Below are 12,591 nucleotides of genomic sequence, written 5' to 3'. Positions count from 1 at the left end.
TAGGCAAGGTCAAGCCTCTAAGTCGGGTCCGCGCTCCGCCGGGGCGACCACCTCGACTTCGAACCCTGCGGTGTCCGCGAGGTAGGCCGCGTAGTGCTCCGCTCCCCCGGCGTGCGGATACCTGTCGGCGAACAGCCGCTGCCAGCCGTTCGCAGGTCCTGCGGCCTGGATCCGGTCCACGGTCCCCCGATCCGGCGCGTGCACCGCCAGATGGTTCAGGCCGGGCCGCAGCCGGTCGTAGGGCAGCCCGGGGCGCACCGCCGAGGACTGTTCGACCACCAAATACGTGTCGCCTATCCGCCAGCTGCGCCCGGCGGGCCAGTTCTGGTAGAGCTCCCAACCGAGCTCGCCGAGCAGCCAACCAGGACGGCTCGACCAGTGCCAGGTCCGCCACCCAGATCTCGACGTGATGGAATCCGGTCGGCGGCACGAGCCCTCCCCGTTGGTGCGGTTTCCCCAGATGGGGCGGCTTACTAGGCCTCGGAGCGCGCTTTACTTCGCCGCCGCGGCAAGCTGGCCGCAAGCCCCGTCGATGTCCCGACCGCGGGTGTCGCGCACCGTGACCGGCACGCCCCACTCCTGGAGCCGGCGTACGAATTCGGCCTCGTCCTGCGGCCGCGACGCGGTCCACTTCGAGCCCGGCGTCGGGTTCAGCGGGATCAGGTTCACGTGCACCAGCTTGTTGCGCAGCATCCGGCCCAGCCGGTCGGCGCGCCAGGCCTGGTCGTTGATGTCCTTGATGAGCGCGTACTCGATGGAGACCCGGCGCTTGGTGACAGCCGCGTAGCGCCAGGCCGCGTCCAGGACCTCGGACACCTTCCAGCGGGTGTTCACCGGCACCAGGGTGTCGCGCAGCTCGTCGTCCGGGGCGTGCAGGGAGACGGCCAGCGTCACCGGGATGCCCTCGTTCGTCAGTTTCTCCATGGCCGGGACCAGGCCGACCGTGGAGACCGTGATGTGCCGCGCGGACAGCCCGAGGCCGTCCGGCACCGGCTCGGTCAGCCGCCGGACCGCGCCGATCACGGCCTTGTAGTTGGCCATCGGCTCGCCCATGCCCATGAACACGACGTTGGAGACCCGGCCCGGGCCGCCGGGTACCTCGCCGCGCGCCATCGTCCGGGCCCCGGCCACCACCTGCTCGACGATCTCGCCGGTGGACATGTTCCGGGTCAGACCGGCCTGGCCGGTGGCGCAGAACGGGCAGTTCATCCCGCAGCCGGCCTGCGAGGACACGCACATAGTGGTGCGGTCGCGGTAGCGCATCAGCACCGACTCGACGGTCGCGCCGTCGAACAGCCGCCACAGGGTCTTGCGGGTGGTGCCGGCGTCGGCCGTCTGCTCGCGGATCGGGGTGAGCAGCTTCGGCGTCAGGATGCCGGCCAGTTCCTCGCGCTTGGCGGCCGGGACGTCGGACCACTGGGCCGGGTCGTCGGCGAGGTGCCCGAAGTAGTGCTGGGAGACCTGGGCCGCCCGGAACCCCTGGTGACCCAGCTCGGCCAGCGCCTTCTTGCGCTCGGGCGCGCTGAGGTCGGCCAGGTGGCGCGGCGGCTTGGCCGTCCGGCGCGGCGCGCTGAAGTTCAGCTCGCCGGGACGCGGCGGCTGCGACGCGATCTCGACTTCGACGGCGGCGGCGGACGTTTCAGCGGTTTCGACAGCAGCTTGGACACGGGCTTCAGCAGACATAGTGTTACTAGTTTCCCACGGCCGCGTGACCGCTCCGCGCATCCAGATCCCCGATGGTCGCGTTCAGCCACTCCAGTTCGGTGCGACTGGTCACACGCGCGATCCGCAGCAGGCCGCGACGGAACGGATCGTCGACGTCCTCGGCGCTCAGCGGGCGGCCGTCCCGGTAGAAGAAGCTCGCCGGAGTGGTCAGGAACGCCAGGCGGCGCCGCAATACCGCGGCCTGCGCCGCCGGGTCGTCATCGAGGTGGCGCAGGAACGCCAGCAGGCAGAACCAGTGGTTCTCGTCGGTGACGAAGACTTCCGCGGGCTCGCGCAGCAGGAGTCGCACCTTCTCGCGGCCGGCGGGGGTCAGCTCCAGCATGAACCGGGGCGCGGCCCCCGATCCGGCCTCCTGCTTCTTCAGCACCAGGCCGCCGTCGACCAGGCGCTTGATCGCCGGGTAGAGCGTGCCGTCGGCGATCGGACGGACGTGGCCGGTCAGGGCGGCCAGGTGCTTGCGCAGGTCATAGCCGTACTGACGGGCCTCGAACAGAAAGCCGAGGATGGCGAACTCCAACACGGGTTGAGCATACCTCGGCGCCGAGGTATGGTCCTCGATGCCGATATACCTCGGCACCGATGTATCTCGCGAGCGAGGTACGTAGACGAGAGGGTATCCACGATGACGCTGCGCACCGCCGAAGTCCGCCCCGACGGCTCCGCGATCCGCTGGACCGAACTCCCCGGTGCCAACCCGCCCCGCGTCTACCTCCACGGCCTCGGCGGCAGCTCGACGCACTGCTTCGCCGAGGTCGCCACCAGCGACGACCTGCGCGGCCGGCGCTCCCTATTACTGGACCTGCTCGGTTACGGCATCAGCGATCGCCCTGAAGACGTCGACTACACGGTCGAGGACCACGCCGACTGGGTCGCCGCCGCATTACGCACCGCCGGAGTGTCCGGCGCCCAGGTGCTCGCCCACAGCATGGGCGGCTCCATCGCGACCGTCCTCGCCCTCAGACACCCAGACCTGGTAGCGAGCCTGGTCCTGATCGACTCGAACCTCGACCCGGCGCCGGAGATACCGCAGCCCGGTTCCTCACAGATCGCGCGGTACGGCGAAACGGTGTTCCTGCATGGGGGCGGCTATGAGGAGACTCTGCAACGAGTGAACCCGGGGTGGCGCGCGACGATGCGGCTGGCCGGTCCGATGGCGCTGTACCGCAGCGCGGCCAGCCTGGCGCGGTTCGAGGGACGCGCGGTGCTGAAGTCCCTCGACGTCCCGCGGACCTACCTCTATCCAGCCTCTGACGGCCCATTAAAGGGTGCGGACGAACTGATCGCCGCCGGGGTCCGGGTCGTGGCCTTGCCGGATTGCGGGCACAACATCACATTGGACAATCCGACCGGCTTTGTGGAGGCCGTTCTCGCGGCCGAGGCGGCTGCTGCGGCAGAGTCTGCGGGCGCTCCTGTAGGCGCTTCTACAGACGCTTCTACAGGTCCTTCCGCGGGCGCCGGGGCGCTCGCTGCTTAACTAAATTCAGCTCTAATAGCGCAAACAGCCCTGTGCGATTTCCCTATAGGGACATCGCGCAGGGCCTCTATCTGTGCTCTATCTGTGCTCTGACTTCCAGCGTCCTACTTCCAGCGTCCTACTTCCCGCGTCCTACTTCCAGCCGAGGAACAGACTCAGCAGCAGCCACGCCACCGGCACCGTGGCCAGCATCGAGTCCAGCCGGTCCATGATGCCGCCGTGCCCGGGCAGCAGGTTGCCCATGTCCTTGATGCCGAGGTCGCGTTTGATCACCGACTCGATCAGGTCGCCGAGCGTGGCCGCGGCCACCCCGGCCAGGCCGAGCAGCACGCCCTGCCAGACCTTGCCGTGCAGCAGCTCGGTGATGACCACGGCGCCGACCGCGGCGGTCACGATCAGCGAGCCGACCAGGCCCTCCCAGGTCTTGCCGGGCGAGATCTTCGGCGCCAGCTTGTGCTTGCCGAAGAAGACGCCGGTCGCGTAGCCGCCGGTGTCGTTGGCGATCGGCAGGGTCAGGAACAGGATCACCCGCTTGTAGCCGTTCTCCTGGGCCAGCATCAGGACCGCGAAGGAGGCCAGCATCGGGACGTAGACCAGGGTGAACAGGCCCGCGGTGGCGTCGCGCAGGAAGCCGTCCGCGCCTTCGGCCATCCGCCAGACCAGCACCGCCAGCGCGGTCATCGCCAGGACCGCGACCATCGCGGTCGGGCCGCCGAACCAGGAGCCGATGATCATGCCCAGGCCGCCGAGGGCGATCGGCGGCCACGGGACGCGCACGTCCCGGGTGGCCATCGCCTGCGCCAGCTCGCGGACGCCTATCACCACGGCGATCGCGACCACCACCGCGAACCCGCCGCGGACGAACAGCGAGCCGAGGAGCACCGCGCCCAGGCCGACGCCCACGCCGAGGGCGGCCGGGAGGTTGCGGCCGGCGCGGCCGGCCGGCTTGCTGGGGGCGTTGCCGGCACTTCCGCTGCCGGCGTTCCCGGCGCTTCCGGCGTTGCCGCCGCCCGCGCCTCGGGGGCCGGAACCGGAGTGGCCGGCGCCGCCGTTGCCGCCACCGGCACCGTTGCCCGGACCGGGACCGCCAGGTCCGCCAGGTCCGCCAGGTCCGCCAGGTCCGCCAGGTCCGGGACCGCCCGGACCCGGACCGCCGGAGCCGCGCGCGCCAGAGCGTCCGCCGCCTCCGCCGCCCGGCCCGTCGCCGGGGGCCTGCGCCTCACCGCGCCTGGTCTGCGTGGATGCCATGGCCCGCACCATCCCCTACTCGCCCCTCGTGAACTCCGCCGTCCTCCCCGCGTGAACTCGGTGAGAAAACGTGACGGACCGGCAGCGATCATATCCGCCGGTCCGTGCTCTGCCGTCGTCGGTGTCCTGCCTGCCGCGCGGGCCGGGCCCGAAGGCCTCAGACCTCCAGCAGCTCGGATTCCTTGTGCTTGAGCAGTTCGTCGATCTGCGCGGTGTGCTTCTGCGTCAGGTCGTCCAGCTGCTTCTCGGCGCGGCGCACGTCGTCCTCGCCGGCGTTGCCGTCCTTGGACAGCTTGTCCAAGCTCTCCTTGGCGTGCCGGCGGATGCTGCGGATCGAGATCTTGGCGTCCTCACCCTTGGTCTTGGCGACCTTGATGTACGCCTTGCGGCGCTCCTCGGTCAGCTGCGGGAACACCACCCGGATCACCACGCCGTCCGAGGACGGGTTCACGCCCAGGTCGCTGTCCCGGATCGAGCGCTCGATCGCGCCCAGCGCGGTCTTGTCATACGGCGAGATGACCACCATGCGCGCGTCCTGGACCTGGAACGAGGCCATCTGACTCAGCGGCGTCGGCGTGCCGTAGTAGTCAGCGGTCAGCTTGCTGAACATCGCCGGGTTGGCGCGGCCGGTTCGGACCCCCGACAGATCCTCCTTGGCGACCTCGACGGCCTTGTCCATCTTCTCCTCTGCCTCGAGGAGGGTCTCATCGATCACTTGGGGGCTCCCTAGAAGTCTTCGCGCTCTGCTGTGTCCACGACAAAGCTCAAGCGCAGCTTAGTGCGTTCGCGGCGGGTCGCACCGGCACGATGCGCAAGCCGATCAGTGCGCCGGGCCGATGACGGTCCCCAGCTTCTCGCCGCGGATCGCGCGGGCGATGTTGCCCGGCTGCAGGCCGAACACCACGATCGGCATGCCGTTGTCGCGGCACAGGGACACCGAGGTGGCGTCCGCGATCTTCAGGTTGCGGGCCAGGAACTCGTCGTAGGACAGCGTGTCGTACTTGACCGCGTCCGGGTTCTTGTTCGGGTCGGAGTCGTACACGCCGTCCGTGCCCTGCTTGGCCATCAGGATGCTCTCGGCGTGGATCTCCAGCGCGCGCTGCGCGGCGGTGGTGTCCGTGGAGAAGAAGGGCATGCCGGCGCCGGCCCCGAAGATCACCACGCGGCCCTTCTCCAGGTGCCGGATCGCGCGCCGCGGGATGTAGGGCTCGGCGACCTGGCTCATGGTGATCGCGCTCTGCACCCGGGTGGGAATGCCGACCTTCTCCAGGAAGTCCTGAAGGGCCAGGCAGTTCATCACCGTGCCGAGCATCCCCATGTAGTCGCCGCGGGAGCGGTCCATCCCGTGCTGGGACAGCTCGGCGCCGCGGAAGAAGTTGCCGCCGCCGACCACTACCGCGACCTCGACCCCGCCTTCGGCGACGACGTCCGCGATCTCCCGGGCGATGCTCTTGACGACCTCGGGGTCCACCCCGATCTGCCCGCCGCCGAACACCTCGCCGGAGAGCTTGAGCAGAACCCTGCGGTTCTTCTCAGTACGCGAAGGAACCGCCGCCGTGTCGGTTTCCTTATTGGTTTCCTTCACAGCAGCGGCTCCTTCGACGTAGCTATACGGTGCTCTTTAGTTTTTCAGATCTCGTCAGCTACCGACGCGGAAGCGCGCGAAACGCTTAAGCGAAACGCCGGCCTCGTCGAGAATCTTCTTGACCGTCTTCTTCGGGTCCTTGGCGAACGCCTGCTCGAGCACGACGTTCTCCTTGAAGAAGCCGTTCACCCGGCCCTCGATGATCTTCGGCAGCGCGGCCTCCGGCTTGCCCTCCTCGCGGGAGGTCTCCTCGGCCAGGCGCCGCTCGTTCTCCACGACGTCGGCCGGGACCTCATCGCGGGTCAGGTAGGACGGGGAGAACGCGGCGATGTGCTGCGCGATGTCCTTGGCGACCTCGGCGTTCTCCTTGTCCAGCTCGACGAGCACGCCGATCTGGGCCGGGATGTCCGGGGAGGTCTTGTGCAGGTAGGAGGCGACGTAGCCGTCGTGGAACTGCGCGAAACGGCGCAGCTCGATCTTCTCGCCCAGGGTGGCGTTGGCCTCGTCCAGGTAGCTCTGCACTGTCTTGCCGGGCTCGAGGTCGCCGGCCAGCAGCCCGGCGACGTCGGCCGGCTTGGCGTTCACCACGTGCGCCAGCACGGTGGCCGCGACGGTCTGGAACGCCTCGCCCTTGGCGACGAAGTCGGTCTCGCAGTTGAGCTCGATCAGGGTGCCGGACACGCCGTCGACGGCCGAGGTGACCAGGCCGTTGGAGGCCGAGCGGCCCTCACGCTTGGTGACGCCCTTCAGACCCTTGACCCGCAGGAAGTCGACAGCCTTGTCGAGGTCGCCGTCGGTCTCCTCCAGCGCCTTCTTGCAGTCCATCATGCCGGCCGCCGTCAGCTCGCGGAGCTTCTTGACGTCAGCGGCGGTGTAGTTCGCCATTGTTAGTCGTCCTTAAGGAGTGGATCGGCGAGGATCGGTTTGCGATGCGCCGGACGGGGTCACCGTCCGGCGCACCACGGAAATCAACCGGTCGGACCGGCTACTCAGGCCTGCTCGCCCTCGGTGGCCGCAGCGGCCTCCGCGGCGGGAGCGGCTTCGGCAGCGGCCTCAGCAGCCGGAGCCTCGACAACCGCGGTCTCGACAACGGCGGTCTCGACAGCCGGAGTCTCGACAACGGCGGTCTCGACAGCCGCAGCCTCGACGGCCGGCGTGGCAGCCGGGGTCTCGACAGCCGGCGCGGCGGCCGGGGCCTCGGCGGCAGCGTCGACGGCGGGCGGGGTCGCGGCGTCAGCGGCCTTGGCGTCGTCCACGGCCAGCAGGTCGCGCTCCCAGTCGGCCAGCGGCTCGTCGACGGCCACGGCACCGGCCGCCTCGCCCTCGGCGGCCTTGCTGCCGGCCCGGGACATCAGACCGTCGGCGACGGCGTCGGCGACCACGCGGGTCAGCAGCGCGACCGAGCGGATCGCGTCGTCGTTACCCGGGATCTTGTAGTCGACCTCGTCCGGGTCACAGTTGGTGTCCAGGATCGCCACGACCGGAATACGCAGCTTGCGAGCCTCGCCGACGGCGATGTGCTCCTTCTTGGTGTCGACGATCCACACCGCGGACGGAACGCGGGACATGTCCCGGATACCGCCCAGCGTGCGCTCCAGCTTCTCCTTCTCGCGACGCTGGACGAGCAGCTCCTTCTTGGTCATACCGGAGCCCGCGACGTCGTCGAAGTCGATCTCCTCCAGCTCACGCAGCCGCTGGATCCGCTTGTAGACGGTGCTGAAGTTGGTCAGCATCCCGCCCAGCCAGCGGTGGTTCACGTACGGCATGCCCACACGGGTCGCCTGCTCGGCGATCGCTTCCTGGGCCTGCTTCTTGGTCCCGATGAACATCACCGTGCCGCCGTGGGCGACAGTCTGCTTCACGAACTCGTAGGCGCGGTCGATGTACGACAGCGACTGCTGCAGGTCGATGATGTAGATGCTGTTGCGCTCCGTAAGGATGAAGCGCTTCATCTTCGGGTTCCACCGCCGGGTCTGGTGCCCGAAGTGCACGCCGCTCTCCAGGAGCTGGCGCATCGTGACGACGGCCATGCCGTGTCCTCCTTGATCGGTTCTCGGTTGTCCCTAGTGACCGGCGCTCCACACCGAGCGGGTCGAGGACCCGTCGCTGAGCAGACCCGCGACGCTGTACCGCTCACCACGCTTGCGCTGGGAGGGCGGACCGAGGCGCCTCGGGGCCGTCTGGCCTTGCGGTTGGACGGCTGCCGGACACGCGAAGTCAGCCAGAGGGGACTCCGGCTGCTAGCAAGAGTCTACCGGGCCGCGGGGAAGAGTTTTCCCACGCGACCCGGAGCCGAGCGGACACGGTGCGTTTATGCACGCCGGTGGGGCTGGCGGGGCTGGCGGGCTTGGCGGGGCCCCTGGGCGACTACGCCGGCGCGGTGATCGTGAGCGCCTGACTGTAGACCGTCAGCGGATCGGCACTAGAGACACTGATCGCATAGTCCGTCCCCGGCGGCACATCCGGCACCTCGATCGTCACCCTCTTCTTAGCCGGATCCACACCACTGGCCACCACGAAGAAGTCCAACTGCCCGAAACTCGGCCCGGACTGATCCGCCGTCTGCCGCACCAAAGCCACATCCAGCGGCTGCCTGACATCACCACGCAAGTTCCAGGTGACATCGACCTCCTCACCCGGCGACCACACCGCATCATCCCCGGGACACGTGATCTCCAGCCGATCAGCATTCGGAAACGCCGGCGAGTCGGAGTGCATCAGCACCTCATCGACCTTGGCGTCCAACTTCCCCAACCTCTTGCCCAGGCCCATACCCAGCCTCATCTCTAGCGCGACAGGACGACTCCCCGCCCACTACCGACGCTAGGCGGGCTCGTCCGATACCACTCGCCGGAATCGCGCCTTGCGAGGCCGCGCCTACCTCACACCCCACACCGGCAACAACCGCACCACCGCCCGCTCCAGAAGCGCGGAGGGATTCAGATAGCGAGCGGCATGCCCAAACCCCCGAACCAGACCCCAGTGAAGGCAAGTACGCGGCGCACAGTGGTTGATCGGCGAGTCAACAAGGTGCCCGATGAGCTGCCCCGCCCGCACCCGATCACCAACCTTCACCACAGGATCGACAGGCTCGTAGGTAGTACGCAACGCGTCACGACCGGGGCCACTGTGATCGATGGCCACAACCGGGCGACCGAAGAGCGAGCCGGCATAACTGACGACCCCCTGCCCCGCAGCCAGCACCTCCTGCCCAGGACCACCAAGAAGATCCACACCCCGGTGCCCAGCCTGCCAGCGCTTCACAGGCGGCTGGAATGGATGGACAACCACGGGGTGGCGCGCCCCGGGCGGCGCAGCGAGCGGCCAAGTCCAGGTCCAAGCCGGCCCGCCATCGGGCTCGCCGGGCCGAGAGGACCCGGAGTCCGCAGCCAGGCGGTGCTGTGTCCGCATCGCACCAGCCACAGGCACCGCATGGAGCCGACGCGGACCAGTGTGCGCCAGGGCCGACAGCGCTAAGAACAGTGCGGTAGCAACGGCGGCGAGCGCCAGGGTTCTGCGGAGGCGCATGTGGTCAGGATGAGAGCCGAGGCCGGATCCTGTCACGGACTCATACGGCATTCGAGTTATTCGTCCGCTTGTTAGAACATTGGCATTCCCGCAGACCACGCCCGGCACATCGCCTGCGCCCCACTCAGCTCGCACTCGTCACACGCCGCCGCGTGTTCCCACCAGGCTGCGGCGCTGCGACAACTCACTGCGACGCCGCCTGTGCCCCGCTCAGCTCGCAGCCGTCGCACACCGCCACGCCGTCCCAGCAGGCTGCGGCGCTCCGGCAGCTCACTGCTCACTGCGACATCGCTGGTGCCCCGCTCAGCTCGCAGCCGTCGCACACCGCCACGCCGTCCCACCAGGCCGCGGCGCTCCGGCAGCTCACTGCTCACTGCGACATCGCTGGTGCCCCGCTCAGCCCACAGCCGTCGCACACCGCCACGCCCTCCCACCAGGCCGCGGCGCTGCGAAAACTCATTGTGCCGCCGCTGCTGCCCCACTCAGCTCGCACTCGTCACACGCCGCCGCGTATTCCCGCCAGGCTGCGGGCGAGTCTGACCGGCCTGCGCGTTCATCGCCTGCGTGTGCCGGCGTGCCGAACCCAGCCCGCCGAACAGCACCATCGCCACAGCCGTTTCCGTGACCTCCGCCGGATCGGCCCCGAGGCTGATCCGCTTGGCCGCCGCGTCGACCATCCCCTGAACCAGCGCCGCGGCCAGCCTCGGCTCAGGGTGCCCCAGCGCACGCAGCACGCCGATGCCCAGGTCGAGCAGCCAGCCGTGGGCCGCGCGGATGCGATCGCGCGCGTCGCCGTCGAGTTCCTGGCCGGACAGCGCCAACAGCGCCCGGTGCCCCGGCTCGGAGACCAGGCCCAACTGGCGCCGCACATACGCGGCAAGCTGCCGTTCGGCCGTGCTCTCCGCCGCCATCGCCGCCCGCACCTCGCCGATCCAGGCCGGGAACTCGTGCGCGACCAGGGCCTCGATCACATCGGCCCGCGACTTGAAGTACTCGTACACGCTCGAACGCGCCAACCCGGTCGCCCGAGCCAGCGCCGGGAAAGTCAGCGCGGTGACCCCGCCCTCGGCCACCAGCTCGCGGGCAGCCTCCAGCAGGGCCCGGCGCTGCATCTCCCGGTGCTCGACGACGGTGGCGGCACGGATCCTCGGCATGCGAACTAAGGTGCCGCCTCCACACACCTGTACACAAGCCGACGCTGAGGATCCGTCCGCACAAGGTCCTACTCGGGCGCCTATTCCTTCGCGGACAGCTTCCCGCGCAACGTCAGCACGGCCTTGGTGTGGATCTGGCACACCCGGCTCTCACTGACCCCGAGCACTTCCCCGATCTGCGCAAGCGTCATCTCCTCGAAGTAGTAGAGGGTGACGACGGTCTTGTCCCGATCCGGCAGCGAGTTCACCGCCCGCGCCAACAAAGCCCGCGTCTCCTGCACCTCAAAGAGCGCGACAGGATCGGGCGCGTCACCGTCCTCCAGCGTCTCCATGAGCGGAATCCGGTCCCCGGACTGCGTCGGCAACGCCAGCAACTCATCAAGCGCGGCCACGTTCACCAACGACAGCTTGCTGAAGATCTGCCGCAGCTCCCCCAACCCGATCCCAAGTTCACGGGCAATCTCCGACTCACTGGGCGTCCGCCCGAACTCCTGCTCCAACCGCACCGAAGCCTGCTCGATCTCCCGAGCCTTCTGCCGCAACGACCGCGGAATCCAATCCAACGCCCGCAACTCATCAATGATGGCGCCCCGAATACGCGCGATCGCATACGTCTCGAACTTCACATGCCGGTGCGGCTCAAAGCGCTCGATCGCATCAATAAGCCCAAAAATGCCCGACGAAACGAAGTCCGCAGAGTCCAACGCCCCAGGCAACCCAACCCGAACTCGGCCGGCAACATACTTGACGAGCGGCGAGTAGTGGAGGATCAGCCGCTCACGCAGCGCCGGATCACCAGTGCGCTTGAAGTCGTCCCAGAGCATGTCGAGCGCAGTGTCGGGCGCGGGCTTTTCGGTGGGGCGAGCTGCCGGTTCCGGCGTGGGCGTGGCCGCGCCAGCGCTCGCCTCACTGACGGCAGCGGCGCTCGGCTCGGCGGCGGCGCTCGGCTCGGTGCTGGCTGTGGCGCTCGGCTCGGTGGCAGCAACGGCGCTCGGCTCGGTGCTAGTTGTGGCGCTCGGCTCGCTAGCGGCGCTGGCACTCGGCTCGGTGCCAGCAGTAGCTCTCGGCCCGCTGGCGGCAGCGGCGCTCGGCTCGGTGCTGGCTGTGGCACTCGGCGCGGTGGCGGCAGCAGCGCTGGCCTCCGTGCCGGCAGTGGTGCTCGACTCGGTAGCAGCGGCGGACTCGACGATTGCGTCAGCCTGCAACTCGCCGCCAGACGCGGCATCGGCTACAGCCGCGGATGAAGCAGTAGCAGCGGCGCGCGTGGCGTTAGCCGTGGCAACCGTCGGCGTGTTCTTGGGCGCGGCAAGGCTCTGTCCGTCGGCGGCAGCACCCTCACCCGCGGGCTCGCCCCCGCTGTTTCGCCTGGCGGCGCGCTCGCCGCGGTTCCCATCGCTCGGCTGCGGCACCGTGATGCCCCGGGGCGCGTCGTCGTCACCTGCGACGTGAGCGGTGCGGGTGCGCGCGTTGGCGGCGGCAGGGCTCACGGCCGGGGAGGCGGCATTGTTGGCATCGCGCGCGGGAGTGCGGTCGGCCGGCACGTGGCCGGCCCCCCGGGGGCGCGGGGCAGCCGCGACCTGCGACGCCGCGTCAGCGGTCGGGACCGCTGCTTGCTGCGCCTGGTCGAGGACGCTGTCCTCACGCCCGCGGGTGGGACTGGGCATACCGTGCCTTGATCCGCTCTGCCGTCACATGGGTGTAGATCTGGGTTGTTGCGAGCGTAGCGTGACCGAGGAGCTCTTGAACGTCACGAAGATCCGCGCCCCCCTCGATCAGGTGAGTCGCGGCGGTGTGGCGGAAACCGTGGGGGCCGGTGTCCGGGGTGTTGGGGGTCGCGCGCAGGCGGGCGTGGACGAGTCGGCGGACTACCGCGGGGT

At 69.2% G+C, this 12,591-nt stretch carries 12 protein-coding genes and 2 pseudogenes; 1 reads left to right on the top strand and 13 read right to left on the bottom strand.

The genetic code is table 11. From position 1 onward, the window contains the following. Positions 1-9: 9 nt before the first annotated feature. The 3 genes from IZR01_RS50875 to IZR01_RS22780 all read right to left on the bottom strand — a co-directional run bounded on the left by IZR01_RS50875 (position 10) and on the right by IZR01_RS22780 (position 2,245). Positions 10-282, bottom strand: a complete 273-nt coding sequence (locus IZR01_RS50875) for a VOC family protein (protein WP_228560026.1) — start codon at positions 280-282, stop codon at positions 10-12. Between the two features lie 210 nt (positions 283-492). Next, the gene (rlmN, locus tag IZR01_RS22785) at positions 493-1,683 is read right to left on the bottom strand and encodes a dual-specificity RNA methyltransferase RlmN (RefSeq protein WP_228560024.1); all 1,191 of its coding nucleotides are present in this window, start codon (positions 1,681-1,683) and stop codon (positions 493-495) included. 7 nt (positions 1,684-1,690) lie between these two features. After that, positions 1,691-2,245, bottom strand: coding sequence for a PadR family transcriptional regulator (locus IZR01_RS22780; RefSeq protein ID WP_194925039.1), 555 nt, complete (start codon positions 2,243-2,245; stop codon positions 1,691-1,693). Positions 2,246-2,347: 102 nt separating this feature from the next. Between IZR01_RS22780 and IZR01_RS22775 the strand changes: the two genes are divergently transcribed. Further along, positions 2,348-3,199, top strand: a complete 852-nt coding sequence (locus IZR01_RS22775) for an alpha/beta fold hydrolase (protein WP_194925038.1) — start codon at positions 2,348-2,350, stop codon at positions 3,197-3,199. Positions 3,200-3,331: 132 nt separating this feature from the next. Here IZR01_RS22775 and IZR01_RS22770 read toward each other — a convergent pair whose 3' ends face one another. The 10 genes and pseudogenes from IZR01_RS22770 to IZR01_RS22725 all read right to left on the bottom strand — a co-directional run. Further along, positions 3,332-4,447 carry a phosphatidate cytidylyltransferase gene (locus IZR01_RS22770; RefSeq protein ID WP_194925037.1) on the bottom strand — a complete coding sequence of 372 codons (1,116 nt, stop codon included), beginning with the start codon at positions 4,445-4,447 and terminating at the stop codon, positions 3,332-3,334. Between the two features lie 157 nt (positions 4,448-4,604). Beyond that, entirely contained in the window at positions 4,605-5,162 is a 558-nt protein-coding gene (gene frr / locus IZR01_RS22765; RefSeq protein ID WP_194925036.1) for a ribosome recycling factor, read from the bottom strand. A 105-nt stretch (positions 5,163-5,267) separates the two neighbouring features. After that, on the bottom strand, positions 5,268-6,032 hold the full coding sequence (pyrH, locus tag IZR01_RS22760; protein WP_194896693.1) for a UMP kinase: 765 nt from the start codon (positions 6,030-6,032) through the stop codon (positions 5,268-5,270). 54 nt (positions 6,033-6,086) lie between these two features. Then, complete coding sequence (gene tsf, locus IZR01_RS22755; protein WP_194925035.1) at positions 6,087-6,917, bottom strand: translation elongation factor Ts; 831 nt, start codon at positions 6,915-6,917, stop codon at positions 6,087-6,089. A gap of 104 nt (positions 6,918-7,021) precedes the next feature. Next, complete coding sequence (gene rpsB, locus IZR01_RS22750) at positions 7,022-8,062, bottom strand: 30S ribosomal protein S2 (protein WP_194925034.1); 1,041 nt, start codon at positions 8,060-8,062, stop codon at positions 7,022-7,024. 337 nt (positions 8,063-8,399) lie between these two features. Continuing rightward, positions 8,400-8,777, bottom strand: a complete 378-nt coding sequence (locus IZR01_RS22745) for a Ser-Thr-rich GPI-anchored membrane family protein (protein WP_194925033.1) — start codon at positions 8,775-8,777, stop codon at positions 8,400-8,402. 132 nt (positions 8,778-8,909) lie between these two features. Continuing rightward, positions 8,910-9,443 (bottom strand): peptidoglycan DD-metalloendopeptidase family protein, encoded by a 534-nt coding sequence (locus tag IZR01_RS54345; RefSeq protein ID WP_369125493.1) that lies wholly within the window; start codon positions 9,441-9,443, stop codon positions 8,910-8,912. A gap of 698 nt (positions 9,444-10,141) precedes the next feature. Next, positions 10,142-10,714: pseudogene (locus IZR01_RS22735) on the bottom strand (TetR/AcrR family transcriptional regulator); the annotation flags it as partial. Between the two features lie 80 nt (positions 10,715-10,794). Continuing rightward, positions 10,795-11,616 (bottom strand): annotated as a pseudogene (gene whiG / locus IZR01_RS54340) (RNA polymerase sigma factor WhiG); the annotation flags it as partial. A gap of 736 nt (positions 11,617-12,352) precedes the next feature. Continuing rightward, positions 12,353-12,591 (bottom strand): tyrosine-type recombinase/integrase (locus tag IZR01_RS22725; RefSeq protein ID WP_194925030.1); only part of this gene is annotated, 239 nt, incomplete at its 5' end.

It is taken from the genome of Catenulispora pinisilvae (assembly GCF_015356865.1).
GTDB classification, from domain to species: Bacteria; Actinomycetota; Actinomycetes; order Streptomycetales; family Catenulisporaceae; genus Catenulispora; species Catenulispora pinisilvae.
Note: the sequence above shows the minus strand (reverse complement) of the source record. Positions and strands in the feature narration are given on the sequence as shown.